Annotated in this window: 21 protein-coding genes; 15 read left to right on the top strand and 6 right to left on the bottom strand. The window is 75.1% G+C overall.

Features of this window, described 5'->3' with window-relative positions:
• Positions 1 to 93 precede the first annotated feature (93 nt).
• The 3 genes from ACK586_RS19415 to ACK586_RS19405 all read left to right on the top strand — a co-directional run bounded on the left by ACK586_RS19415 (position 94) and on the right by ACK586_RS19405 (position 4,567).
• Complete coding sequence (locus ACK586_RS19415; RefSeq protein WP_409332147.1) at positions 94 to 693, top strand: hypothetical protein; 600 nt, start codon at positions 94 to 96, stop codon at positions 691 to 693.
• A gap of 379 nt (positions 694 to 1,072) precedes the next feature.
• A complete protein-coding gene (gene nrdR, locus ACK586_RS19410) occupies positions 1,073 to 1,630 on the top strand; it encodes a transcriptional regulator NrdR (RefSeq protein ID WP_409332146.1) in 558 nt (185 codons plus the stop codon).
• 78 nt (positions 1,631 to 1,708) lie between these two features.
• Entirely contained in the window at positions 1,709 to 4,567 is a 2,859-nt protein-coding gene (locus ACK586_RS19405; protein ID WP_409332145.1) for a vitamin B12-dependent ribonucleotide reductase, read from the top strand.
• 493 nt (positions 4,568 to 5,060) lie between these two features.
• Here ACK586_RS19405 and ACK586_RS19400 read toward each other — a convergent pair whose 3' ends face one another.
• The 3 genes from ACK586_RS19400 to ACK586_RS19390 all read right to left on the bottom strand — a co-directional run bounded on the left by ACK586_RS19400 (position 5,061) and on the right by ACK586_RS19390 (position 8,003).
• Positions 5,061 to 5,381, bottom strand: coding sequence for a hypothetical protein (locus ACK586_RS19400; RefSeq protein WP_409332144.1), 321 nt, complete (start codon positions 5,379 to 5,381; stop codon positions 5,061 to 5,063).
• A gap of 91 nt (positions 5,382 to 5,472) precedes the next feature.
• Positions 5,473 to 6,996 carry an FAD-dependent oxidoreductase gene (locus ACK586_RS19395; RefSeq protein ID WP_409332143.1) on the bottom strand — a complete coding sequence of 508 codons (1,524 nt, stop codon included), beginning with the start codon at positions 6,994 to 6,996 and terminating at the stop codon, positions 5,473 to 5,475.
• 119 nt (positions 6,997 to 7,115) lie between these two features.
• On the bottom strand, positions 7,116 to 8,003 hold the full coding sequence (locus tag ACK586_RS19390) for a helix-turn-helix transcriptional regulator (RefSeq protein ID WP_409332142.1): 888 nt from the start codon (positions 8,001 to 8,003) through the stop codon (positions 7,116 to 7,118).
• Positions 8,004 to 8,207: 204 nt separating this feature from the next.
• Here ACK586_RS19390 and ACK586_RS19385 point away from each other — a divergent pair, with 204 nt between their 5' ends.
• Positions 8,208 to 9,206 carry an SDR family oxidoreductase gene (locus ACK586_RS19385; protein WP_409332141.1) on the top strand — a complete coding sequence of 333 codons (999 nt, stop codon included), beginning with the start codon at positions 8,208 to 8,210 and terminating at the stop codon, positions 9,204 to 9,206.
• 580 nt (positions 9,207 to 9,786) lie between these two features.
• On the opposite strand, the gene ACK586_RS19380 is transcribed toward ACK586_RS19385, so the two are convergent.
• Positions 9,787 to 10,305: an Lrp/AsnC family transcriptional regulator gene (locus ACK586_RS19380; RefSeq protein ID WP_409332140.1), complete on the bottom strand. Its 519-nt coding sequence runs from the start codon at positions 10,303 to 10,305 to the stop codon at positions 9,787 to 9,789.
• A 163-nt stretch (positions 10,306 to 10,468) separates the two neighbouring features.
• Between ACK586_RS19380 and hppD the strand changes: the two genes are divergently transcribed.
• From hppD to ACK586_RS19325, 11 genes are all read left to right on the top strand, one after another.
• Positions 10,469 to 11,665: a 4-hydroxyphenylpyruvate dioxygenase gene (gene hppD, locus ACK586_RS19375; RefSeq protein ID WP_409332139.1), complete on the top strand. Its 1,197-nt coding sequence runs from the start codon at positions 10,469 to 10,471 to the stop codon at positions 11,663 to 11,665.
• Positions 11,666 to 11,713: 48 nt separating this feature from the next.
• On the top strand, positions 11,714 to 12,913 hold the full coding sequence (locus tag ACK586_RS19370; RefSeq protein ID WP_409332138.1) for a homogentisate 1,2-dioxygenase: 1,200 nt from the start codon (positions 11,714 to 11,716) through the stop codon (positions 12,911 to 12,913).
• Complete coding sequence (gene fahA, locus ACK586_RS19365; protein WP_409332137.1) at positions 12,910 to 14,097, top strand: fumarylacetoacetase; 1,188 nt, start codon at positions 12,910 to 12,912, stop codon at positions 14,095 to 14,097. Before ACK586_RS19370 ends, fahA begins: the two co-directional genes overlap by 4 nt.
• Before the next feature lie 29 nt (positions 14,098 to 14,126).
• Entirely contained in the window at positions 14,127 to 15,020 is an 894-nt protein-coding gene (locus ACK586_RS19360; protein ID WP_409332136.1) for a phenylalanine 4-monooxygenase, read from the top strand.
• Positions 15,021 to 15,145: 125 nt separating this feature from the next.
• Positions 15,146 to 15,919 (top strand): histidine phosphatase family protein, encoded by a 774-nt coding sequence (locus tag ACK586_RS19355; protein WP_409332135.1) that lies wholly within the window; start codon positions 15,146 to 15,148, stop codon positions 15,917 to 15,919.
• Complete coding sequence (locus ACK586_RS19350) at positions 15,912 to 16,796, top strand: NAD(P)H-hydrate dehydratase (protein ID WP_409332134.1); 885 nt, start codon at positions 15,912 to 15,914, stop codon at positions 16,794 to 16,796. The genes ACK586_RS19355 and ACK586_RS19350 overlap by 8 nt, the downstream gene beginning before the upstream one ends.
• Positions 16,797 to 17,152: 356 nt before the next feature.
• Positions 17,153 to 17,995: a phosphatase PAP2 family protein gene (locus ACK586_RS19345; protein WP_409332133.1), complete on the top strand. Its 843-nt coding sequence runs from the start codon at positions 17,153 to 17,155 to the stop codon at positions 17,993 to 17,995.
• Between the two features lie 14 nt (positions 17,996 to 18,009).
• Positions 18,010 to 18,861 (top strand): phosphatase PAP2 family protein, encoded by an 852-nt coding sequence (locus tag ACK586_RS19340; RefSeq protein ID WP_409332132.1) that lies wholly within the window; start codon positions 18,010 to 18,012, stop codon positions 18,859 to 18,861.
• A complete protein-coding gene (locus ACK586_RS19335) occupies positions 18,858 to 20,447 on the top strand; it encodes a hypothetical protein (RefSeq protein WP_409332131.1) in 1,590 nt (529 codons plus the stop codon). Before ACK586_RS19340 ends, ACK586_RS19335 begins: the two co-directional genes overlap by 4 nt.
• A gap of 27 nt (positions 20,448 to 20,474) precedes the next feature.
• Complete coding sequence (gene mgrA, locus ACK586_RS19330; RefSeq protein WP_409332130.1) at positions 20,475 to 21,518, top strand: L-glyceraldehyde 3-phosphate reductase; 1,044 nt, start codon at positions 20,475 to 20,477, stop codon at positions 21,516 to 21,518.
• A 42-nt stretch (positions 21,519 to 21,560) separates the two neighbouring features.
• Complete coding sequence (locus tag ACK586_RS19325; protein WP_409332129.1) at positions 21,561 to 22,508, top strand: hypothetical protein; 948 nt, start codon at positions 21,561 to 21,563, stop codon at positions 22,506 to 22,508.
• A 46-nt stretch (positions 22,509 to 22,554) separates the two neighbouring features.
• Here the strand turns inward: ACK586_RS19325 and ACK586_RS19320 are convergent, their stop codons facing one another.
• On the bottom strand, positions 22,555 to 23,733 hold the full coding sequence (locus ACK586_RS19320) for a ScyD/ScyE family protein (RefSeq protein ID WP_409332128.1): 1,179 nt from the start codon (positions 23,731 to 23,733) through the stop codon (positions 22,555 to 22,557).
• 172 nt (positions 23,734 to 23,905) lie between these two features.
• Positions 23,906 to 24,430, bottom strand: a complete 525-nt coding sequence (locus ACK586_RS19315; RefSeq protein WP_409332127.1) for a DinB family protein — start codon at positions 24,428 to 24,430, stop codon at positions 23,906 to 23,908.
• Positions 24,431 to 24,468 lie beyond the last annotated feature (38 nt).

Genomic DNA, 24,468 nt, shown 5'->3' with positions numbered 1-24,468 from the left:
CCGCCTGGCTCGCATCGTCTTCAACCTGCTTCGACCGACCGACACCGCGGCTGGAACGTGCCTTCCAGCCGCGGCTTGACATAGGAGCAACGCGTGCCAGTCGACAGCAGCGGCCGAGCCGTGGCCTCCATCGCCCAGCCCCTCGACGCGGAGGTGCTCGCCGACGGTGGTTGGTGGCCCGGCGCCGTCCTGGGATGGCGCCACGACGCCGCCGGAGGCTGCGAGGCGCAGGTCCGCGTCGTCGTCGCCGGTGTCGAGCAGGTCCGGTGGGTGGAGCTCGTCGCCGTCCGACTGCCCGAGGCCTCGGGGGCGGCGGGCGCTCTCGGCCCGCCCGTCCGCGAGCCGGTCGCCGAGACGGTCGTGATCAGCCGTGCGGACCTGCGCGCGCTCATGGCCGGCGGCCTGCCGGGGCGGCCCGCCGGGCGGCGCCGCCGGCACGCCAGCGACCTCACCGCCGAGCTCCCCGTGGTCCGCTGCGTCGATCCGGCGCCGGCCGCCGGCCGCCACCGTGCTCCCGCCGCTCCCGCCGCTCCCGCCGCTCCCGCCGCTCCCGCCGGTCGCCACCGCGCCGCCGAGGAGGCCGGGTGGGCCCTGACCTCTGCGCCGTTCCCGGCCGATCCGCTCACGCGTCCGATCCGCCTGGACGACGTGGCCGCGTGCTCCTGGGGGAGCGCGACCGCCGGCGCCCGCTGAGCGGTCGCCGGACCGCTCCCCGGCGGGGGCCCCGGCGACACGCACTACACCCCTCCGGGCCGCCGCGCACGCAGCGAACGGCGGTCCTCGGCGTGTCCCTGTGACTGCTGGGGTGTCTGACCGTCCCAGGTCACGGGCGGGTCGCGGGGGAACGCGACACGCCGCGCCGCTGTTGCACATCTAGTGGAGCCCTGCCTAGTGTTCCCCTACATCTAGTAGTTGCACCGCTGTAACTCCGTCCACAGGACGTCCTCAGTTCCTCCCCGGGATGTGCACCGGTTGTCCCCAGGAGGGTCCACAGAGGCTCGTGTGGGCGACAGCCGGCAGCCGCCCCCTCGGCGGCGCCGGGAGGTGTGCCGGACGGGGAGGAGGAACCGCCGTGCGCTGTCCCTTCTGCCACAACCCGGACAGCCGGGTCATCGAGACCCGGGAGGCCGAGGAGGGCGCGACGACGCGCCGCCGCAGGTCCTGCCCGGCCTGCGGCCGGCGCTTCACCACGGTCGAGGAGGCGGTGCTCGCCGTCGTGAAGCGCAGCGGCGTGAGCGAGCCGTTCAACCGCAGCAAGGTCGTCGCCGGGGTCCGCCGGGCCTGCCAGGGCCGGCCGGTCGACGAGGACCAGCTGCAGAAGCTCGCGCAGCAGGTGGAGGACGCGATCCGGGCGACCGGGGCGGCGGAGGTGCCCAGCCACGAGGTCGGGCTCGCCATCCTGCGTCCGCTGCGCGAGCTGGACGAGGTGGCCTACCTGCGCTTCGCCAGCGTCTACCGCGCCTTCACCTCGATCGAGGACTTCGAGAAGGAGATCACCGAGCTGCGGGCCCGGCACCTGACCGCCGGGACGCTCCCGCTGCCGGGCATGCAGCCCGAGCCGCCCGCCGGTCGCCGGCGCGGTGGCCCCCGGGCCAGGGACGCCTCCGACGGCAGCGCCGCCGTCACCTGAGAACTGTCAGCACCACCCGATAGAACCGAGTGCGGCTCTCTTCCCCAGCCGACTCAGCCACAACAGAGGGAGAGCTCAGTGACCGAGACCGAGGACCGCCTGTCGGGCCGCACGCGTCGCGCTGCCAAGGCGCCGGCGCGGGGGAAGGGCCTGAAGGTCAAGCGGGTCTTCACGACCCCCGGGGTGCACCCGTACGACGAGGTGACCTGGGAGCGGCGTGACGTCGTCATGACCAACTGGCGGGACGGCTCGATCAACTTCGAGCAGCGCGGCGTGGAGTTCCCCGCCGAGTGGAGCATCAACGCCACCAACATCGTCACCACGAAGTACTTCCGCGGCGCCGTCGGCACCCCGCAGCGCGAGACCAGCCTGCGCCAGCTCATCGACCGGGTGGTGCTCACCTACGGCGCCGCCGGCCGCGAGCACGGCTACTTCGCCACCGAGGGCGACGCGGAGGTCTTCGAGCACGAGCTGACCTGGATGCTGCTGCACCAGTACTTCAGCTTCAACAGCCCGGTGTGGTTCAACGTCGGCACGAGCGCCCCGCAGCAGGTCAGCGCCTGCTTCATCCTCGCCGTCGACGACACGATGGACTCGATCCTCAACTGGTACCGGGAGGAGGGGCTGATCTTCAAGGGCGGCTCCGGCGCCGGGCTGAACCTCTCCCGCATCCGCTCGTCCAAGGAGCTGCTCTCCTCCGGCGGCACGGCCTCCGGCCCGGTCAGCTTCATGCGCGGCGCCGACGCGTCCGCCGGGACGATCAAGTCCGGCGGTGCCACCCGGCGCGCGGCGAAGATGGTCGTCCTCGACATCGACCACCCCGACATCGAGGAGTTCATCGAGACCAAGGCCCGCGAGGAGGACAAGATCCGCGCGCTGCGCGACGCCGGGTACGACATGGACCTCGGCGGCAAGGACATCACCAGCGTCCAGTACCAGAACGCCAACAACTCCGTCCGCGTCTCCGACGAGTTCATGCGCGCGGTCGAGGACGGCACGGAGTTCGGCCTGCGCGGCCGGATGGACGGCTCGGTCATCGAGACCGTCGACGCCAAGGACCTCTTCCGCAAGGTCACCCAGGCCGCGTGGGAGTGCGCCGACCCCGGCATCCAGTACGACGACACGATCAACGACTGGCACACCAACCCCGAGACGGGCCGGATCAACGCGTCCAACCCCTGCTCGGAGTACATGAGCCTGGACAACAGCTCGTGCAACCTGGCCTCGCTGAACCTCATGAAGTTCCTGAAGGGCGACGGCACCTTCGACGCCAAGAACTTCGTCAAGGCCGTGGAGCTGGTCATCACGGCGATGGACGTCTCCATCTGCTTCGCCGACTTCCCGACCGACCCGATCGGCGAGACCACCCGCGCCTACCGGCAGCTGGGCATCGGTTACGCGAACCTGGGCGCCCTGCTCATGGCCACCGGCCACGCCTACGACTCGCGTGGCGGCCAGACGCTGGCGGCGGCGATCACCTCGCTGATGACGGGCACGGCCTACCGGCGCTCGGCCGAGCTGGCCGGCATCGTCGGTGCCTACGACGGGTTCGCCCGCAACGCCGACGCCCACGCCCGGGTCATGCGCAAGCACGCCGCGGCCAACGACGCGATCCGCCCGGTCGGCGCCGATGACGCCGACGTGCTCAAGGCCGCGACCGCCGAGTGGCAGTCGTGCCTGGAGATCGGCGCGGACAACGGCTGGCGCAACGCCCAGGCGTCGGTGCTCGCCCCCACCGGCACCATCGGCTTCATGATGGACTGCGACACGACCGGCATCGAGCCGGACTTCTCGCTGGTCAAGTACAAGAAGCTGGTCGGCGGCGGCTCCATGCAGATCGTCAACCAGACCGTGCCGCGCGCGCTCCGCAGCCTGGGCTACCAGGAGGAGCAGATCGAGGCGATCGTCGAGTACATCTCCGAGCACGGGCACGTCGTCGACGCGCCCAGCCTGCGCCCGGAGCACTACGAGGTCTTCGACTGCGCCATGGGCGAGCGGGCGATCAGCCCGATGGGCCACGTCCGGATGATGGCCGCGGTCCAGCCCTTCATCTCCGGCGCGATCAGCAAGACGGTCAACATGCCGGAGACGGCGACCGTCGAGGACGTCGAGAACATCTACTTCCAGGGCTGGAAGCTCGGCCTCAAGGCGCTGGCGATCTACCGGGACAACTGCAAGGTCGGCCAGCCGTTGTCCGACGCGAAGGCCAAGAAGGCCGACACCAAGGCCGAGGTCGCGCCCGCCCCCGCCGCCATGTCGCACCCGGTGCGCAAGCGGCTGCCCAAGAAGCGCACCAGCATGACGACGTCGTTCAGCGTCGCCGGTGCCGAGGGCTACATGACCGCCGGCATGTACGAGGACGGCAGCCTCGGCGAGGTGTTCCTCAAGCTGGGCAAGCAGGGCTCGACCCTGGCCGGCGTGATGGACGCCTTCTCGATCGGCATCTCGATCGCGCTGCAGCACGGTGTGCCGCTGGAGACCTACATCCAGAAGTTCACCAACATGCGCTTCGAGCCGGCCGGCATGACCGATGACCCGGACATCCGGATCGCCCAGTCGGTGATGGACTACATCTTCCGTCGCCTGGCGCTGGACCACCTGCCGGTGGACAAGCGGGCCAACCTCGGCATCTTCAGCGCCGAGGAGCGGGCGGCCCAGGTGTCCGGGTACGACACCCCCGCCTCGACCGCCGCGGTGGTCGAGGACGAGGAGGTCGACGTCGAGGCGCTGCGCAGCTCGGTGCCGACCGAGGCGCCCACGAAGCCCGAGCCGGCGAAGAAGGAGGCCACGGAGGTCCACACCTCCGCCGAGCTGCTGGAGCTGGTCACCGGGACCGCCATCGACGCGCCGCTGTGCATGACCTGCGGCACGAAGATGCGCCCGGCCGGCAGCTGCTACGTCTGCGAGGGCTGCGGCTCCACCAGCGGCTGCAGTTGAGAATGACCACCTCCGCCGTGTCCCCTCCGCGGGACTGAGCCAGGACGACCACCGGCGGCTCGGCGCCGCAGTCCTGACCGACACCCGTGTCCCCCCGGAGCAGATCGCTTCGGGGGGACACGCGTCAGGAGGAGCTCACGTCGTTCCAGGACGTAGAGCCGGATCCGGAGTCCATGCCGGACGCGCCAGCTGAACCGGGCGCGCCGGCCGGGCGGGAGCCACCGTCCGAGCCGGCGTACGTCGGTTACGTCGCGGAGAAGGCCGTGGAGGCCGACGCGACAGCCGCGCCCGCAGCGGCGGCTGAGCTGACCGAGGCCCGGAACACCGGACTGCGGCGAGCTCGGGGGACAAGTCAGGGGTCACGGCCGTTGTCCGCGACGCCGAGACATGCGCAGTCGGGGCACCCCAGCGGTGCCGAGGCCGCCCGCGTCAGCTGCAGGCCGCCGTGTCGCCGAGCCACCGACGGAGCCTCGCGGCCTGCTGCTCCCGTCCGTCAGCCCTTCCGGATGGACCCCTTGGTGGCCTGGCGATCGATCTGGCGCCAGAGGTCGTCGCGCACCTCGGCCAGCGCCCGGTTCCGGTCCTGCTCCGAGGACGTCGCCACCAGCTTGGGCAGGCCGGTGATCCAGCACTCGAGCGCGGTGCGCTGCTGCTTGCCGTCCCGGTCCTTCATCGACAGCTCGAGCTGCACCTCCTCCGGCCGCCAGCGGGCCAGCCGGTTCTCCAGGCGCCCGAAGAGCGTGCTGCGCACGTCGTCGTACTCGTCGGGGCGGAACTGCGGCAGGATCCGGAGCCGGTCGGCGTACGAGGTCATCGTTCCCTTCCCGTCGGCCGGGTCCGCGGGACCCGGTGGACTGGTCCGGTCGACCCTGCCCCCGCAACCGGGGCGCGAAACCGCGGCCCGCTCACCCCAGGGCGTGCTGGATCTCTGCCGCGGTGGGCCCGGTCGGCGCGCGCCCCGCTCGGGCCACGTGCCCGTCGGGGCGGACCAGAAGCCAGCCGTCGCGGCCGCCGAGCAGCCGGGCCAGCACCCCGGCCGGTTCCCGATGGCCGTCTGCGGTCACCCGGACAACGGGCACCGGCCCCTCGGGGATCTGCGAGTCCCCGGCGCGGCACTCGACCAGCGCCGGGCGGTACCCGGTCAGCCGGTGCAGCCGGACCGACCCGCCGCCGGGCACGCGCAGCACCGGGTCGGGCAACCGGACGCCGGCCGGCGGTGCGCCGCCGGGCAGCAGCGGAGAGCGGCGGTAGCGCAGGTCGAGCATCGCCGCCCGCCGCAGCCCCCGCCGCCGCAACCGGGGGATCCGCAGCGCGGCACGGGCCGCGGCGAACGCGGCCGAGCGGACCGAAGCGGGGGCGAGCAGGAAGGCCCGGGTCACGAGATCGGTGTACCGGCTGGTGCTGCCGACGACGACGCCGCGGCGCTCGGTGTCGTAGGCGTCCAGCAGCCGGTCGCCGTCCCCTCCCTCCAGCGCGCGGGCGAGCTTCCAGGCCAGATCCGCGGCGTCGTGCAGGCCGCCGTTCATGCCCTGACCGCCGACCGGGCTGTGGACGTGGGCGGCGTCGCCGGCCAGCAGCACCGGCCCGACCCGGAACCGGGGAGCCGATCGGCGGTGGATGCGGAAGCGGCTGGCCCACGCCACCTCGCACGGCCCCGGGCCGAGCAGGGGCTCGGCCTCCCGGGCGACCTCTCCGGCGTCCGGTTCGTCGGGTCCGTCCCCGCGACCCAGGGCGACGATCCGCCAGAGCCCCGGGCGCAGCTGCACCGCGAAGGAGAGGCTGCGGCGCGCGTTGCGCACCTGCGGCCAGGGGAGCCGGTCGCGGGCGTCGGTGACCCGCACGTCGGCCAGGACCGGGCGCAGGGTGTAGGTGATCCCGTCGAAGCCGAGCCCGAGACGCTCTCGGACGACGCTGCTCGCGCCGTCGCAGCCGACCACGTAAGGAACGGTGACCGCGTGCCGGACGCCGTCCTCGTCGTAGCTCACCGAGGCGCCGCCGCTGCGTGCCACGACGTCGACCACCTCGGCGCCGAGGCGGACCTCGCAGCACCCGGTGGCGCGCAGCGCCTCGAGCAGCAGCCGCTCGGTGCGGTCCTGCTCGAGCACGAGCAGCCCGGGATCCTCGGCCTCGTCGGCCAGCTCGGTGAAGTCGACGTCGAGCAGCGGGGCCTGCCGGCCGGCGAGGTCGCGGTGCAGCGCCAGCCGGCGCACCAGCCGGCCCTCGGCGAGCAGCGCGTCCTCGACGTCCCAGCGCCGCAGCACCTCCCGCGTGCGGACGTGCAGGCCCGGCGCCTTGGAGTGCTCGCTGAGGGACGTCCGCCGCTCCAGCAGCAGCGATCGCACGCCGCACCGTGCGAGGCCGAGGGCCAGGCCGAGGCCGACCGGCCCGGCGCCCACCACGACGACCTCCGGTGGGTGTTCCGCTGACATCGAGGACTTCTACCCACCGCGGGCGCCCGGCTCACCCCGCGACGCGAAGCGCGAGGGGAGGACGGCGGACGAGCCCGGCCGGTCAGGCCCGCGCGGTACGGGCCGGGGGGCGAGGGGCGTCACGACCGGTCCCCGGCATCCGCGGCGCGGACGACGGGACCGGCGGGGGAGAGGGACTGGGCACCGATGACCGCGAGCATCTCGAGCTTCTCGTAGCTCTCGCTGCCCGGTGCGGCCGTGTAGACCATCAGCCGGTGCGCCTGGTGCGGGTCGATCAGCGTCTGGCAGTTCAGCTCCAGCCGGCCGACCTCGGGGTGCTGGTAGCGCTTGACCTCGGCGGGGTGGACGCCGATCTCGTGGGTCTCCCACAGGACGCGGAACTCCTCGCTCTCCGCGAGCAGCAGGTCCGCCAGCCGTGCCGCGCGCGACCCCGGACCCCGCATCGTCGCGATGGCGCGCAGCCCCGAGGCGTACATGCGCGAGAGCAGGTCGTGGTCCTCGGGCACGTGGAGCTCCCGCGACGACGGGTCGGCGAACCAGCGGTACCCGCGGCTGCGGGCCGGCCCGGTGAACCGGGACGCGTCACCGGTGAGGGCCACGGCCGGCGGGGTCTGGCGCAGCGTCTCGCCCAGCTCGGTGACGATCTCGGCGGGGGTGTCCCCGAGGCGGTCGAAGATCCGCAGCAGCCCGGGGCTGATGTGCTCGCTGCCGGCGCCGCGCGGTGGTGGCTGGTGCCCGACCAGGCGGAACAGGTGGTCCCGCTCGTCGAGGGACAGGTGCAGCCCCATGGCGATCGAGGCGACCATCTGCTCCGACGGCTGCGGCCCGCGCTCCCGCTCCAGGCGCGCGTAGTAGTCCGCCGACATGTGGCACAGCGCCGCGACCTCCTCGCGCCGCAGTCCGGCCGTCCGGCGTCGCGCGCCGCGGGGCAGGCCGACGTCCTCGGGCTGCAGCGCCTCGCGGCGGCGGCGCAGGAAGTCCGCGAGCCCGGCTCGGTCGATGGCCACGTGTCTCCTCGGGGTGTCCGGGCCGCCCGCAGCGGGCGGCACGTCCCGTTCCTACCGGCGCCGGGCCGGCTCAGCCACGGCCTGTCGATCCCCCTCTCGCCGAGCCCGGAGAGGGGGATCGACGGGCCCTGCCTCGCGGCCGGCGAACCGGTGACGGTGGGGACACGGCGCGACCGGCGCCCCCGACGAGAGAGAGGCTCAGCGATGGCCCGCACCACGATCGACATCACCCTCCCCGACCTGACCGGGAAGCGCGCCGTGCTCACCGGCGGTAGCGACGGCATCGGCGCGGTCATCGCCCGCCGACTGGCCGCGGCCGGGGCCGACCTGGTCCTGCCGGTCCGCAACCGCGGCAAGGGGGAGGCGGCGGCCGCGGAGATCCGGGCCCGGGTCCCCGGGGCGCGCATCACGCTGCACGACCTCGACCTGTCCTCCCTCGCGTCGGTCGCGGCGTTCGCCGGCGAGCTGCTCGCCGAGGGCCGGCCGGTCGACGTCCTCGTCAACAACGCCGGGGTCATGACCCCGCCGGCGCGGCGCACGACCGTCGACGGTCACGAGCTGCAGTTCGGGACCAACCACCTGGGCCACTTCGCCCTGGTGGGACACCTGCTGCCGCTCCTGCGCGCCGGCCGGGCACGGGTGACGACGCAGGTGAGCGTCGCGGCGAACCGCCACGCGATCAACTGGGACGACCTGGGGTGGGAGCGCTCCTACGACGCGTTCCGCGCCTACAGCCAGTCCAAGATCGCGACCGGCCTGTTCGGGGTCGAGCTGGACCGGCGCAGCGCAGCCGCCGGATGGGGGATCACGAGCACCCTGTCGCACCCCGGGGTGGCCCCGACGAACCTGCTCGCCGCCCAGCCCGGGATCGGCCGGCCGGCGGAGTCGCGGGAGATCCGGCTGATCCGGCGGCTGTCGGCGCTCGGCATCGCCGGCACCCCCGAGACCGCCGCGCTGCCCGCCCTGCTCGCCGCGACCTCGGCGGACGCCCGCGGCGGCCGCTTCTACGGCCCCCGCCGGTTCGGGCACATCAGCGGTCCCCCGGCCGAGCAGAAGCTCTTCAGCCGGCTGCGCAGCGCGGAGGACGCCCGGCGCATCTGGCAGGTGTCGGAGCAGCTGACCGGCGTCTCGTTCCCGTCCGGGGCGGACCGGAACGGCGGGCCGGTGCTCGGCGTGGCCGGGAACTCCCGCCGGCCGGCCTGACGGTGCTCGCCGAGGCCGCGACCGGTCCCGTCGCGGTGGCGGTGGTCGCCCTCGTGCTGGTCGCCGAGGCGGGCCTGCTCCTCGGCGTCGTGCTGCCCGCCGGGTCGCTCGTCCTCGGGCTGGGCGTCCTGGCCGGCACCGGAGCGGTGCCCGCGCCGCTCGCCGCGGCCGGGGTCGCCGCCGCCACCGTGCTCGGCGCGGTCCTCGGCCACCGGTCGGCCCGCCGGTCGGTGGCCGGCGGCCTCCGGTGGCTGCCGGCGCCGGCGGCGCGCCTGCTCGAGCGGACGACGACGCCGTGGCGGGAGGCCGTCGGGCGCCGGCCGGCCCGGGCCGCGGCGGCCGCGCAGTTCGTCGCGGGTGCCCGCACCCTCGCGCCGCGCCTCGCCGCCGCCGAGGGCGTCCCGGTGGCCACGATGCTGCGGGGCACCGTGCCGGCGGCGCTGGTCTGGGCCGGCGGGCTCGTGGCCGGCGGCGCCCTGGCCGGTGCCGCGCTGCCGCTGGTGCAGAACGCGCTGACCGTGGCCGGCGTCGTCGTCCTCCTCGCGGCCGGTGCCGCGCTGCACCTGGGCCGCCGGCGGCGTCAGCGTTCCGGAGGCGGGCGCATGGCGGACCGGCCGGCATCCGGGGCCGCGGCGGTCCGGAGCAGCGGGAGCGCCCGCAGCGGCACCAGCCGCGACAGGGCGACGACGCTGGTCGAGCGGACCACGTGGGCGGACCGGTCGAGCTGGACCAAGGTCCGCTGCAGCTCCTCGTGCGAGCGGGCGGCCACCCGGCACAGCACGTCCCCGCGGCCGGTCGTGGCGTGCGCCTCGAGCACCTCGGGGATGGCCTCGAGGTCGCGCTGCACCGCCTCGACCGCCCCCTGCGAGATCTCCAGCGTCACGAACGCCTCGACCCCGAAGCCGGCGGCGCGGACGTCGATCTCCGGCCCGTAGCCGGTGACCACCCCGGCGTCCTCCAGCCGCTGCAGCCGGGCCGACACGGTGCCGCGCGCGACCCCGGTGATCCGGGACAGCTCCAGGACCCCGGCCCGCCGGTGCTCCCGCAGCGCCGCCAGCAGGGCGACGTCCAGCGCGTCCAGCACGACGCCGTCAGCCACGCCGTCCTCCTCGATCGACTGGTCACCATGACCAGTTCGGCTCCCCGTCAGGTGGGCGGGCTGGTCAGCCGGCACAGCACCAGAGGTGCCGGTTGCCCAGCAGCGTGCCCGCGGTGTGTCCTGCGTCGCAAGACCACCGTCCCGCGACCGGGGGAGATCCGGCATGACCCAGGCACTCGACGACGAGCGCGCCGCGCACCTGGACCCCGAGCAGCTCCGGCAGCTCGTCGGGCTGGTCGACCACGACCCCTCCGGCGATCCCTTCCCGGTGTCGGGATGGGACGCGCTGGTGTGGGTGGTCGGCAACGCCACCCAGGCCGCGCACTTCTACCAGTCGGCCTTCGGCATGGAGCTCGTCGCCTACTCCGGCCCCGAGACCGGCAACCGCGACTCCGTGGCCTACGTGCTCCGCTCGGGTGCGGCGCGCTTCGTGCTGACCGGCGCCTACGACCCGGCCAGCCCGCTGGCCGACCACCACCGCCGGCACGGCGACGGCATCGTCGACATCGCGCTGACCGTGCCCGACGTCGACAGGTGCATCGCCCACGCGACGGCGATGGGCGCCACCGTCCTGGAGCAGCCGCACGACGTCACCGACGAGCACGGCATGGTGCGGATGGCCGCCCTCGCTGCCTACGGCGACACCCGGCACACGCTGGTCGACCGCTCCCGCTACTCCGGCCCGCACCTGCCCGGGTACGTCGCCCGCTCGAGCACGCACGTGAAGCGGCCCGGCGCCCCGGCCCGGCTGTTCCAGGCCATCGACCACGTCGTCGGCAACGTCGAGCTCGGCGCGATGGACGAGTGGGTGTCCTTCTACAACCGCGTCATGGGCTTCACCAACCTCGCCGAGTTCGTCGGTGCGGACATCGCCACCGAGTACTCGGCGCTGATGAGCAAGGTGGTCGCCAACGGCAACCACCGGGTCAAGTTCCCGCTCAACGAGCCGGCGCCGGGGAAGAAGCGCTCGCAGATCGACGAGTACCTGCAGTACTACGGCGGGCCCGGCGCGCAGCACGTCGCGCTGGCCACGAGCGACATCCTCGGCACCGTCGACGCGCTGCGCGCCGAGGGCATCGAGTTCCTCGCCACGCCGGACTCCTACTACGAGGACCCGGAGCTGCGGGCGCGGATCGGTGAGGTGCGCGTGCCGATCGAGGAGCTGCAGTCGCGCGGCATCCTGGTCGACCGCGACGAGGACGGCTACCTGCTGCAGATCTTCACCCGGCCCACCGGCGACCGGCCGACGGTCTTCCTCGAGCTCATCGAGCGGCACGGTTCGCTCGGTTTCGGGAAGGGCAACTTCAAGGCCCTGTTCCAGGCGATCGAGCGCGAGCAGGCCCGGCGCGGCAACTTCTGACGCCGAAGTGGCCACTTCGGCGGGCAGGTGAGGAGGAGAGGGCGGGCGATGGCGCACTACCGGCGGGTGGGCGAGGTCCCGCACAAGCGGCACACCCAGTTCCGGCGGCCCGACGGCGGGCTGTACTCCGAGGAGCTCGTGGGCGAGGAGGGCTTCTCCTCGGACTCCTCGCTGCTCTACCACCGCGGCCTGCCCTCGGCGCTGGTCGACGCCCGGCCGTGGGAGCTGCCCGACCAGTCGCTGACCCCCAACGCGCCGCTGCTGCCCCGGCACCTGGCGCTGCACGACCTCTTCCCGGGTGAGGAGCACAAGTCGGTCGACCCGGTCACCGGCCGGCGGCTGGTGCTGGGCAACCCCGACGTCCGCATCTCCTACGCCGCCGGCTCGCTGACCAGCCCGTACTACCGGAACGCGATCGGCGACGAGTGCGTCTTCGTCGAGCGCGGCACGGCCACCCTGGAGACGACGTTCGGCGCGCTGGAGGTCGGGGCCGGCGACTTCGTCGTCGTCCCGCGGGCCACCACGCACCGCTGGGTGCCCACCGGGGAGGAGCCGCTGCGCACCTACGTCGTCGAGGCGAGCTCCCACATCGGCCCGCCGAAGCGGTACCTGTCGCGCCACGGCCAGTTCCTGGAGACCGCGCCCTACTGCGAGCGCGACCTGCGCGCCCCGGCGCAGCCGCTGCTGGCCGAGGGGACCGACGTCGAGGTGCACGTCAAGCACCGCGGCCCGGCCGGCCCGGCCGGCACCGTGCACGTGGTGCCGGAGCACCCGTTCGACGTCGTCGGCTGGGACGGGTGCCTGTACCCCTACGCCTTCGACGTCGCCGACTTCGAGCCGATCACCGGCCGGGTGCACCAGCCGCCGCCGGTGCACCAGGTGTTCGAGGGAGCCGGCTTCGTGATCTGCGCGTTCGTGCCGCGCAAGGTCGACTACCACCCGCTGGCCGTGCCGGTGCCCTACTACCACGCCAACGTCGACAGCGACGAGGTCATGTTCTACGTCGACGGCGTCTACGAGGCCCGCAAGGGCTCGGGCATCGGCCGCGGCTCGGTGTCGCTGCACCCCGGCGGGCACACCCACGGTCCGCAGCCGGGCGCGGTCGAGGGCGCGCTCGGCGCCGAGTCCTTCGACGAGCTCGCCGTCATGGTGGACACGTTCCGCCCGCTGGAGCTGGGCGAGGGCGGCACCGCGGTCGACGACGGCCGGTACGCGTGGAGCTGGTCGGGGGGACGGCGGCGCCCATGACCTGGGTCGACCTCCCCGAGGGCACCGGCTTCGGCCTGGCCAACCTGCCGTACGGCGTCTTCTCCACCCCGGGCACCCCGCGCCGCACCGGGGTCGCGGTCGGCGACGCCGTGCTGGACCTCGCGGCCGTCAGCGGGGACGACGTCCACGCGACCGGGACGCTCAACGCCTTCCTCGCCCGCGGCCCGGCCGCCTGGCGGGAGCTGCGCGCGCGGGTTCCCGACTGGCTGACCGACCGGCGGCACCGCGACCGGGTGGCACCGCACCTGCTGCCGCGGGACGGCGTGACCCTGCACCTGCCGGTCGAGGTGGCCGACTACGTCGACTTCTACAGCTCCCGGCACCACGCGGAGAACCTGGGCCGGATCCTGCGGCCCGGGTCCCCACCGCTGCTCCCGAACTGGCGGCACCTGCCGGTCGGCTACCACGGGCGGGCGGGCACCGTGCGGGTGTCGGGCACGCCCGTCGTCCGGCCCAGCGGGCAGCGCGCCGAGCCCGACGGCCCGCCGTCGTTCGGGCCGTCGCAGCGGCTCGACGTCGAGGCCGAGATCGGCTTCGTGGTCGGGACGCCGTCCGAGCTCGGCACCCCGGTGCCGCTGGGCGACTTCGCCGAGCACGTCTTCGGCGTGTGCGTGGTGGACGACTGGTCGGCGCGGGACCTGCAGGCGTGGGAGTACGCGCCGCTCGGTCCGTTCCTGGGCAAGTCGTTCCTGACCTCGGTGTCGCCGTGGGTGGTGCCGCTGGCGGCGCTCGAGGCCGCCCGCGTGCCGGCGCCGCCGCGCGACGTCCCGCTGCTGCCCTACCTCGACGACGCCGGCGAGCCGTGGGGGCTGGACCTCGCGCTGGAGGTGCGGCTCAACGGCGAGGTCGTCAGCCGCCCGCCGTTCGCCGGCACGTACTGGACGCCGGCCCAGCAGCTGGCCCACCTCACGGTCAACGGCGCCGCGCTGCGCACCGGGGACCTGTTCGCCTCCGGGACGGTCAGCGGCCCGCGGCGCGACCAGCGGGGCTCGCTCGTGGAGCTCTCCTGGGGCGGGGAGGAGCCGCTGGTCCTGAGCGACGGGACGACGCGGACGTTCCTCGAGGACGGCGACGAGGTGACGATCGGCGCCACCGCGCCGGGGGTGGACGGCGGCCGGATCTCCCTGGGCGAGGTCACCGGACGGGTCGAGCCGGCGCGCTGAGCAGGCGCGCGGGGGAGGGAGGAGCGGAGATGTTCGAGGAGGCGCAGCTGTACTCCCCGGTCGAGGAGCACGGGGACGGCAGCGTGACGGTCCACCTCGCCCCGAACCACCCGGGCGTGGCGGATCCCGGGTACCTGGCCCGGCGCGGCGCGATCGCCCGGGTTGCGCTGGACTGGCGGCCCGGGCAGCCGGTGCCGGCGGTCGACTACACCGACGAGGAGAACGCGGTCTGGCGGACGGTCTGCCGCGAGCTGACCGCCAAGCACCGGCGGCTGGCGCACTCGGCCTACCTGGCGGCCTGGGAGGACGTCGGCCTGCCCACCGACCGCATCCCGCAGCTGACCGAGGTGTCCGAGCGCGTCGGTGCCCGCACGGGGTTCACCTTCGACCCGGCGCCGGGGCTGGTGCCGCTGCGGCAGTTCTACGGGGCGCTCGCCGACCGGACCTTCCACTCCACGCAGTACATCCGGCACGCCTCGCAGCCGCTCTACACGCCCGAGCCCGACCTGGTGCACGAGGTGATCGGCCACGGCGTGGCCCTGGCGGCGGCGCCGTTCGCCGAGCTGCACCGGCTGACGGGGGAGGCCGCCCGCCGGCTGACCGACGAGGCGGCGCTGCGGTTCCTCGCCAAGGTCTTCTGGTTCTCCTGCGAGTTCGGCGTCGTCGTGGAGCGCGGTGAGCTGCGCTGCTACGGCGCCGGGCTGCTGTCGTCCTACGGGGAGATCGAGCAGTTCCGCACGGCCGACATCCGCCCGCTGGACCTGCGGGAGATGGGCACCGCGGAGTACGACATCACCCGGTTCCAGCCGGTGCTCTACCGCGCGGAGTCGCTGGACCACCTGCTCGACGTCGTCGGCGGGTTCTTCGCCTCGATGGACGACGAGACCCCGCACCGCCTGGGGGCCACCGCCGCCTCCTCCTGAGCCCCGGGACCGGGGAGGGGATCCGGACCGGGCGGGCACGACCGCCGTTTGACCGGCGGCCGCACCGGCTAGGGGGGTGCGGCGCCGGTCGACCGCCGGCGGACCGCCCGGCCACGAGGAGCCGCATGCCCGCCACACCCGGTCCGGCAGTGCTGTGGTTGGTCCGCCACGGGGAGAGCCAGGGGAACGTCGCCGACGCCCACGCCGGCGCGACCGGGGCGACCCGGCTGCAGCTCGACGTCCGCGACCCCGACGTCCCCCTGTCCGGCACCGGACGGCGGCAGGCGGCGGCGCTGGGCTCCTGGCTGCACGACCTGCCCGCCGACCGGCGGCCGACCGCGCTGCTCAGCTCGCCGTTCACCCGCGCCGCCGACACCCTGCGGGTCGCCGCGGAGGCGGCGGGGCTGGACCTGCCGGCCCGCCACGACGAGCGGCTGCGCGAGCGGGACTTCGGCGCCTTCGACGGGATGACCGGCGCCGGGATCCGCGCCGAGTACCCCGAGGAGGCGCAGCGCCGGGACCTGCTCGGCAAGTTCTACTACCGGCCGCCGGGCGGGGAGAGCTGGGCCGACGTCGCGCTCCGGGTGCGCAGCGTGCTCACCGACGCGCGCCTGGACTGCTCCGGGGAGCGGCTGCTGATCGCCTCGCACCAGGCCGTGATCATGGTCTTCCGGTACGTGCTCGAGGAGCTGAGCGAGCAGGAGCTGCTCGACCTCGCCGAGCGCGATCCGATCGCCAACTGCTCGGTGACCCGGTACGAGGCGGACGGCGACGGCGTGCTGCGGCTGGCCGAGGCCAACGCCGTCGCGCACCTGGAGCGCGCGGCCGAGCCCGTGACGGAGGAGGAGCCCGTGCCCCGCGAGTCCATGCCCGGGCGGGCCGAGGCCGGCCGTGCCTGACCGCCGGCACGAGCTGGTCACCCCGCAGCTGCTGCGCCGGTGGCGGCTGCCGTCCCCCACCGGAGGCAAGGAGTCCCGCGGCCGGATCCTCATCGTCGGCGGCAGCGCCGAGGTGCCCGGCGCGGTCCTGCTCGCGGCCGAGGCGGCCATGCGCGCCGGCGCGGGGAAGCTGCAGGTGGCCACGGCGGCCAGCGTCGCCAGCACGCTGTCGGTCGCCCTGCCCGAGGCCCTGGTCCGCGGGCTGGAGGAGACGCCGGGCGGGGCGCTGGCGGTCGCGGGCGTCGACCGGGTGCGCGCGCTGGCCGAGGGCGCCTCGGCGGTGCTCGTCGGCCCCGGCATGACCGACGTCGAGGAGGCCCAGCGCTTCGTCGACCGGCTGCTGCCGCACCTGGAGTGCCCCGTGGTCCTCGACGCCCTGGGCATCGCCAGCGTGACCGCCGACCCCGCCTGCCTGCAGCGGCTGGCGGGCCGGGCCGTGCTGACCCCCAACCCGAGCGAGCTGGCGCTCACGCTGCACCGCGAGCAGGGCGACGTCGACGAGGACCCCGCCGGAGCGGCGCTCGAGCTCGCGCGGCGGGCGGGCGCCACCGTCGCGGTGGGCGGTGCCACCTCCTGGGTCGCCTCGCCCACCGGGGACCTGTGGCGTGACGAGAGCGGCGGCGCCGGCCTCGGTGTGTCCGGCTCCGGCGACGTCCGGGCGGGGGTGACCGCGGGCCTGCTGGCCCGCGGCGCCGAGCCCGACCAGGCCGCCGTCTGGGCCGCCCACCTGCACGGCAGGGCGGGGGAGCGGCTGGCGGCGGCCGTCGGCGGCCTGGGCTTCCTCGCCCGCGAGCTGCCGGCCGAGATCCCGCGGGTGCAGGCCGAGATCGAGATCTGACGCACGCCCCGCCGTCCGCTCGGCCGGCCTGCGGATCGCCGCCCGCGACCCGCCGGGCGTCGGCCGGTCGTCGACCCTGCCGCGGGAGGGTGCGGCTGCGGCGCCCACCCCGCCGGGGAAAGTCCTGTTCACGCTCCCGCCGCCGTTGCGTAAGGTCACCGACCGCGGTGCCACCGAGCAGTTCCGGTCGTCCGGGGCGTCGGAGCATGCGGACCCGTCGGAGACGGGTCGGCCGCTCCCCCCGAAGGGTGGGATCCGGGGCGGTTCCGGCTCCGGCCGGGATCGGACGGTCACGGCCGGGCGCCGGCCGGCCGATGGGGAGACGGCAGGGCTCGAGGACGAGGCAGGGGGGCAGCGTGACCGAGACGGTGGCCGTCCGCGGACCGCGGGCACTCCCGTCCGGGGACCAGCTCGGCCCCCTCGGCCTCCGCGTGTCGGCACCGCCGGCCCGTCGGCTGCGCCGCGGCCCCGGTGGCCTGCCGTGGTGGTGCGAGCTCCTCCTGCTCGCCGCGCTCTACGCGCTGTACTCCCTCGTCCGCAACAGCGTGGGCGACGTCAGCGCGGTCGCCTTCCAGAACGCGGCAGCGATCCTGCACCTCGAGGACGCCTGGGACATCGCGGTCGAGCGCGGGCTGAACGCGTGGGTGCACGGGTCGAAGGCGCTGTCGGCGGTGGTCGCCCTGCACTACGCCACGCTGCACTTCCTCGTGACGCCGGCGGTGCTCGTCTGGCTGTACCTGCGCCGGCGCCGGCAGTACCGGGTGGTCAGCGGTGCGCTCATGGCGTCGACGGCCGTGGCACTGCTCGGCTTCTACCTCATGCCCACCGCCCCGCCGCGGCTGATGCGTTCGGAGAGCTTCGTCGACGTCATGAGCCGGACGTCGAGCTGGGGGTGGTGGCCGTCCTCCGGCGCGCCGGCCAGCGACGCCATCAGCAACCAGTTCGCCGCGATGCCCTCCCTGCACTGCGCCTGGGCGCTGTGGTGCGGCATCGTGCTGGCCGTCATGGTGCGCCGCACCTGGGTCCGGGTCCTCGGGGTGCTGTACCCGCCGAGCACCTTCTTCGTGGTCATGGGGTCGGGCAACCACTTCCTGCTCGACGTCCTCGCCGGGGTGGGCCTGCTGCTCGTGGTGGGGGGCGGGGTCGTGCTGGCCGCGCGCCGGGCGCCGTACCGGTGGACGGCGGCCACCCCGGCGTGACCGGGGGAGTGGGCGTGACCGACACCGTCGCCGTCGCTGGTACGCGGGTGTCCGGGGACGCGCCCGCCCCCGTGGACGCCGCTCCCGCGGGCCGGGCCACGGTCCTCCGCCACCGGGTCCTGCGCGGGCCGGCCGGACTGCCGTGGTGGTTCGAGTTCGTGCTGCTCTACGGCCTCTACAAGGCGTACTCGCACGTGCGCAACGGCGTCTCCTGGGAGGCCCGGAGCACCGCCTACGACACCGCGGCGGACATCCTCGCCGTGGAGGACGCCCTGCACCTCGCGGTCGAGCGCCCGCTCAACGAGTGGACGGCGGGCTCCGACGTCCTCTCCGCCGTGATGGCCCTGCACTACGCCTCGTTCCACCTCTACCTGACGCCGGTCGTGCTCGTCTGGCTGTACCGGCGGCGCCGGGCCTGCTACCGGGTGGCCAGCAGCGTGTGGGTGGGCACCACCTTCCTGGCGCTCGTCGGCTTCTACCTCTTCCCGACCGCGCCGCCGCGGCTGATGCCCGCCTCGGAGGGGTTCGTCGACGTCATGCGCGAGACCTCGGCGTGGGGCTGGTGGTCCAGCTCCGGCTCGCCGGGCCCCGACATGATCAGCAACCAGTTCGCCGCCATGCCCTCGCTGCACTGCGCGTGGGCCGCGTGGTGCGGGGTCGTCGTCCTCGTCCTGGTGCGCCGGACCTGGGTCCGCGTGCTGGCGGTGCTCTACCCGCTGGTCACGTTCGTGTCCACCATGGCCACCGGCAACCACTACCTGCTCGACGTCGTCGCGGGTGTCGTGCTCCTGGGGCTGGTCGGCGGCGCCGTCCTGCTGTTGTCCCGGCAGATCAGGAACCGGCCGGCGCCGGCGGCCGCCGGGTGAGCGCCGTCGCGGATGCGTCCGCGCGCGGCGGCCTCGGGGCCGCCCTGGTGCGGACCGGCCCGCTGCTCGCCGCCGTCGCGGCGGCGGCCGCGATGTGGCTGGTCGACCCGCCGCTGGCTGACGTGCAGGCCGCGCTCGCGCGCGAGCAGGCGGCCTCGGCCGGGGTGGGGCTCACCTACTGGTTCGGCTGGTTCGGCGGGATCTCGCCGGGGGCCTACTCGTCCCTGGTGCCCCACCTCTCCGCGGCCGTGGGGGCCCGGGCCCTGGTGCTGCTCGCGCCGCTGGCGGTGGTCGCCCTGGCCTTCCCGCTCTCGCGCGGGACGGCGCACCCGGTCCTGTTCCGCTGGGCCGTCGCGGCCGCCGCCGTCAGCAACCTGCTGGCCGGCCGGGTCGCCTTCGCCGTCGGCGCGGCGATCGCGCTCGCCGGGGTGCTGGCCCTGCGCGGCCGGCGGCCGGTCGCCGGCGCGCTCGTCCTCGCCGTCTCCGGCCTGGCCAGCCCGCTGGTCCCGGCCTTCGCGGGGCTGGTCGCCGTCCCGCTGCTGGCCGGCGGCGCCCGTTCCCCCGCGGTCCGGGCGGCGCTGGCCGGCGCGGCCGGCGGCGTGGTCGTGCCCTTCGCCCTGTTCGGCGCGCCCGGGTCCTACCAGTTCCCCTGGACGACGCTCGCGCTGACCGTGGCCGCGGCGGCGGTGGTGTGGCCGGCGCTCTGGCCGACGCCGCAGCGCTGGCTGCCGCCGCTGGTGGTCGCGGCCGCGGTCGTGCTCTTCGTGGTGCCCACCGGGGTCGGCGCGAACATGGGCCGCTTCGGCTACCTCGTCCTGCCCTGCGTGGTGCTGGCCTGGTCGCGCTGGGACCGCCGGCCCCTGCTGCTGGTCCTCCTGCCCGCCCTCGCCTGGGCGGTGTACGCCGGGGCCAACGACCAGGTGGCCGCGCTCGGGAACGGCTACCGCGCGGAGGACTACGCCGGGCTGCGGGCGCAGCTGGCGACGCGGCCGGACCTCGAGGGGCACCGGGTCGAGCTCGTGGACAACTGGTCGCGCGCCGGGTCGCACGTCCTCGGGCCGGCGGTCCCCCTGGCCCGGGGCTGGGAGGACCAGACCGACAACCACCGCAACGCCGCGCTGCTCGGGCCGGGCGGGGCGGACGCGACCGGGTACCGCCGGTGGCTGGCCGCCAACGCGGTCGCCTACGTCGCGGTCGCGGCGGACCCGGTGACGCGCGACCGGGCCGAGGAGGACCTGGTCCGCTCCGGGTTGCCCTACCTGACCCGGGTGTGGGCCGACGAGCACTGGACCCTCTACCGGGTCGCCGACCCCGCGCCGATCGTGCCCGAGCCGCTCACGCTGGTCTCGGCCTCGCCGGCCGAGCTGGTCGTGGCGGTTCCCGACACCGCCACGCACCGGCTGCAGGTGCGGCCCAACCGGTACCTGGTCGCGCGCAGCACCGCCGACCCGGGGACGACGGCCTGCCTGACGCCGACCGCCGACGGCTGGGTCACCCTCAGCGCGCCCGAGCCGGGGACCTACGCGCTGGCCGGCCACTTCTCGCTGACCACCGTCCTCGGCGGGGACGAGGGCGGCTGCCGGTAGCGCCGGACGACCGGCGAGGATGCGGCCATGACCTACACGGCCGCCGCGGAGCGCTACTCCACCATGACCTACCGCCGCACCGGCCGCAGCGGGCTGGACCTCCCGGCCATCAGCCTCGGCCTGTGGCACAACTTCGGCGACGACGTCCCGCTGGAGCGCCAGCGCGAGGTCCTGCGCCGGGCGTTCGACCTCGGCATCACCCACTTCGACCTGGCCAACAACTACGGCCCGCCGTACGGGTCGGCCGAGACCAACGTCGGCCGCCACCTGCGCGAGGACTTCCGTCCCTACCGCGACGAGCTGGTGATCTCCACCAAGGCGGGCTGGGACATGTGGCCCGGCCCGTACGGCCAGGGCGGCGGCTCGCGCAAGTACGTGCTGGCCAGCCTCGACCAGTCGCTGCGCCGGATGGGGCTGGAGTACGTCGACGTCTTCTACTCCCACCGGCCCGACCCGACGACGCCGCTGGAGGAGACGATGGGCGCGCTGCACACCGCGGTGCAGTCGGGACGGGCGCTCTACGCCGGCATCTCGTCGTACTCGCCGGCCGACACGGCCCGCGCCGCGGCGATCCTGGCCGACCTGGGGACGCCGCTGCTGATCCACCAGCCCTCGTACTCCATGCTCAACCGCTGGATCGAGACCGAGGGGCTGCTGGACACGCTCGCCGACGCCGGCGCCGGCTGCATCGCGTTCTCCCCGCTGGCCCAGGGCATGCTCACCGACCGGTACCTGGACGGCATCCCGGCCGGGTCGCGGGCCAGCCAGGGCAAGTCGCTGTCGCCGGACCTGCTCACCGACGAGGCGCTCGCGCACGTGCGCGCGCTGCACGAGCTGGCGGCCGGGCGCGGCCAGTCGCTGGCGCAGATGGCGCTGGCGTGGGCGCTGCGGGACCCGCGGGTCACCAGCGTGCTGATCGGCGCCAGCAGCGTCGGGCAGCTGGAGCAGAACGTGGCCGCCCTGCAGCGGCTGGACTTCTCCGACGAGGAGCTGGCGCGCATCGACCAGCACGCCGTCGACGCCGGCATCGACCTGTGGGCCGGCGCGCGCACCGCCGGCGGCGGCGCCTGAGCCGGGCCCGGTCGAGCGGGCCGGTCGAGAGGACGACGGCAGGTGGAACTGGACGAGGTCGCCGACGAGCTCTACGCGGTGCCGCCCGAGGAGTTCGTCGCGGCCCGCACCGCCCGGGCCGCCGAGGTGCGGGCCGAGGGCGATCGGGCGCTCGCCAAGCAGATCGGCGCGCTGCCCAAGCCCTCCACCGCGGCGTGGGTGGTCAACGTGCTGGTGCGGGAGCACCGGGACGAGATCGAGGCGCTGGTCGAGCTCGGCGGGCTGCTGCGGGAGGCACAGGACTCCCTGGCCGGCGACCAGCTCCGGGCGCTGAACTCCCAGCGGGGGCAGCTGCTCTCGGCCCTCACCCGCCAGGCCGCCGCCCGGGCCCGGGAGCGCGGGCATGCCGTCAGCACCACCGTCTCCGGTCAGGTGGAGGACACCCTGCGGGCGGCGATGGCCGACCCCGAGGCCGGCGAGGCGGTGCTCGGCGGCCGGCTGACCTCGCCGCTGTCCTACAGCGGCATGGGCGGGGTCACCGGCATGCGGCCGCAGCTGCGGGTGGTGCCCGAGCCGGCGCCGTCCCCCGCCCGCCGCCCGCGGGAGCGGGCCGCGGGGGACGCCGCCGACCGCCGTGCCCGCGAGGAGCAGCGCCGCCGCGAGCGGGAGGAGGAGGCCCGCCGCGCCGCGGAGGAGAAGCGCCGGCGGGAGCTCGCCGAGGCCCGCGAGGCCGCGGCGGCCGCCGCGGCCCTGGCGGAGGAGACCGCCGCCCGCGCCGCGGAGGAGCGTGACCGCGCCGGTGAGCTCGACGAGCGGCACGAGCGGCTCCGGGCGCGGGTCGAGGAGCTGACCGCGGAGCTGGCCCGGGCCGAGGAGGAGGCGGCCGAGGTGGGCGCCGAGCTGCGCCGCGCCGAGCGGCACCGCACCACCGCCGAGCGCCAGGCCCGTGACGCGGCCGCCGCCCGCGACCGTGCGCAGGACCACCTCCGCGAGCTGGAGGACGACGCGTGAGCGCCCGGCGGAGCGGGCGCTCCGCCGGGCACTCGGGTCCTACCGGTCAGGGCGCCGCCGGGGGTCCCGGCGGCTGGAACGGCGCCTGGTCGGGACCGAACGCGCCGAGACCGACGCGGAGGACACGGCCCACGACCGGGTCGGGTCCCAGCTGGACGCTGTCCGCCGCGACGTACAGCGAGCCGTCCCGGAACTCGAGCCCCTGCGGCGTGGGCACCGCGACGTAGGAGCGGTTGCCGTGGCGGTCGATCCGCACGACCTGGCCCGGGAGCAGCTCGGACGCGTAGACCGTCCCGCGCCGGTCCACCGCTATGCCGGTCATCGGGTTCAGGCCCTCGATGGTCCGGACGACCCGGCCGTGCTGGTCCAGGACGTAGACCACACCGGCGCCCGGAGTCACCGCGCCGAGGGTGCTGACGTAGATCTTGCCGTCGGGTCCCTCGACGACCCCGGTCGGCACGGGATCACACCCCACCGTGGCCGGGTAGGACGGGGTCTCCGGGTTGTTCTCCGCGCCCTGGCACAGGCCCGTGGTGATGACCGGCGGCTCGAAGAAGGGCTGGATCCTGCCGGTGCGGCGGTCGATCGACAGGACGGTGTTGGCGCCTGCGTCGGCCACCAGGATGCGCCGGTGCTGCACGAGGACGGCGAAGGGGTTGGACAGCGAGTCGACGGGCCCGAGTGCCGGGTCGTCGTCCACGAACTGGCTCTGCCCGTCCGGATTGGCGAACAACTCGTAGGCGAGCAGGTCGCAGCGCGCGAGCACGTCCCCGTCCACCTCGGTCACGACCAGACCGGGGCCCGGTGGCAACTCGGCGGCGAACTCGCACCGAGGTTCCTGATCCGGCCGGTCGGTGAAGGGTGGCGGCGCGTCCTCGCCCAGCTCACCCAGGGCGATGAAGAGCTGGCCGTCGGCCGACGCCACGCCCTGCGGGTTCACCGATCCCGGCGCGCTGAGCGAGAACAGCGGCTCGACGCGCCCGTTGCGCAGGTTCACCGTGGAGATCTCCGCGGAGTCGGACTCCGCGACGACCACCTTGTTGCCGCGGAACCCGTCGAGCTGCCGGGGCCCCTCGAGTCCGGACGCGACCTCGGTGATCCGGGTGTCCTGGCCCCCGCGCCCGCCGTGTCCGCCGTGCCCGCCGCCGTCGGCCTGGGCGGCGGTCGCCGGGACCACCAGTGCCGCGGCCGCCACGGCGACGACGGCGCTCCTCCATCGCCTCATGCGTCTCTCCCTCGGATCGTCCCCCGCGCATGAACGAGCTGTGCTCGGAACGCGCCGGACCCTGCTCCGCCCGGAGAGCCGGCTCAACCCCCGGCTTGGGGGTTGACCGGAGCCGGTGCGTCCGGGCGCAGGGACGTCCTGCGCGAACGACGGCGAGGCGGCCGGGCGGGGCTCAGCCCATCGTCTTCTGGCCGTCCAGGGACTCCCGCAGGATGTCGGCGTGGCCGGCGTGCTGCGCGGTCTCGGCCACGATGTGCAGGAACACCCGGCGGGCCGAGCGGCGGGCACCGGGCTCGAACCACGGCGCCGGCGGCAGCGCGTGGTCGGCGTCGAGGTCGGGCAGCGTGGCGACCAGCGCGTCGGTGCGGGCGGCCACCGCGTCGTAGTGGGCGAGCACGTCGGCCAGCGTCTCGCCGTCGGCCAGGTGCCACTCGGCCTGCCAGCGGGCCATCTGCTCGGCGTCGTCCGGCCCGGCCATGGCCGAGGTGCCCTGCTCGACGAAGTCCGCCCAGCTCGACTCGGTGTGCGCGACGTGCTTCACGAGCCCGCCGAGGGTCAGCTCGCTGGCGGTGGTGCGCTGCCGCGCCTGCTCCTCGGTCAGCCCCTGCACCGTGTAGCGCAGGAACCACCGGTGCGCCCGCAGCGTCTCGAGCAGGTCGGCGCGCTCGCGGGTCAGGGTGGTCGTGGTGCCGGTCATGGCTCTCGCCTCTCGCCGTCGGGGTTCCGGTGGGACGA

This window comes from Trujillonella humicola (assembly GCF_046233715.1).
GTDB classification, from domain to species: domain Bacteria; phylum Actinomycetota; class Actinomycetes; order Mycobacteriales; family Geodermatophilaceae; genus Trujillonella; species Trujillonella humicola.
The sequence above is the reverse complement of the archived record's forward strand: the minus strand, read 5'-3'. Positions and strand labels throughout refer to the sequence as shown.

Excerpts from the sequence above, each read along its gene's own strand:
- hppD (WP_409332139.1), top strand. The coding sequence starts at position 10,469 with ATGACCCAGGCACTCGACGACGAGCGCGCCGCGCACCTGGACCCCGAG.
- ACK586_RS19385 (WP_409332141.1), top strand. The coding sequence starts at position 8,208 with ATGGCCCGCACCACGATCGACATCACCCTCCCCGACCTGACCGGGAAG.
- ACK586_RS19400 (WP_409332144.1), bottom strand. The coding sequence starts at position 5,381 with ATGACCTCGTACGCCGACCGGCTCCGGATCCTGCCGCAGTTCCGCCCC.
- ACK586_RS19360 (WP_409332136.1), top strand. The coding sequence starts at position 14,127 with ATGTTCGAGGAGGCGCAGCTGTACTCCCCGGTCGAGGAGCACGGGGAC.
- mgrA (WP_409332130.1), top strand. The coding sequence starts at position 20,475 with ATGACCTACACGGCCGCCGCGGAGCGCTACTCCACCATGACCTACCGC.
- ACK586_RS19395 (WP_409332143.1), bottom strand. The coding sequence starts at position 6,996 with ATGTCAGCGGAACACCCACCGGAGGTCGTCGTGGTGGGCGCCGGGCCG.
- ACK586_RS19320 (WP_409332128.1), bottom strand. The coding sequence starts at position 23,733 with ATGAGGCGATGGAGGAGCGCCGTCGTCGCCGTGGCGGCCGCGGCACTG.
- ACK586_RS19370 (WP_409332138.1), top strand. The coding sequence starts at position 11,714 with ATGGCGCACTACCGGCGGGTGGGCGAGGTCCCGCACAAGCGGCACACC.
- ACK586_RS19315 (WP_409332127.1), bottom strand. The coding sequence starts at position 24,430 with ATGACCGGCACCACGACCACCCTGACCCGCGAGCGCGCCGACCTGCTC.
- ACK586_RS19355 (WP_409332135.1), top strand. The coding sequence starts at position 15,146 with ATGCCCGCCACACCCGGTCCGGCAGTGCTGTGGTTGGTCCGCCACGGG.
- fahA (WP_409332137.1), top strand. The coding sequence starts at position 12,910 with ATGACCTGGGTCGACCTCCCCGAGGGCACCGGCTTCGGCCTGGCCAAC.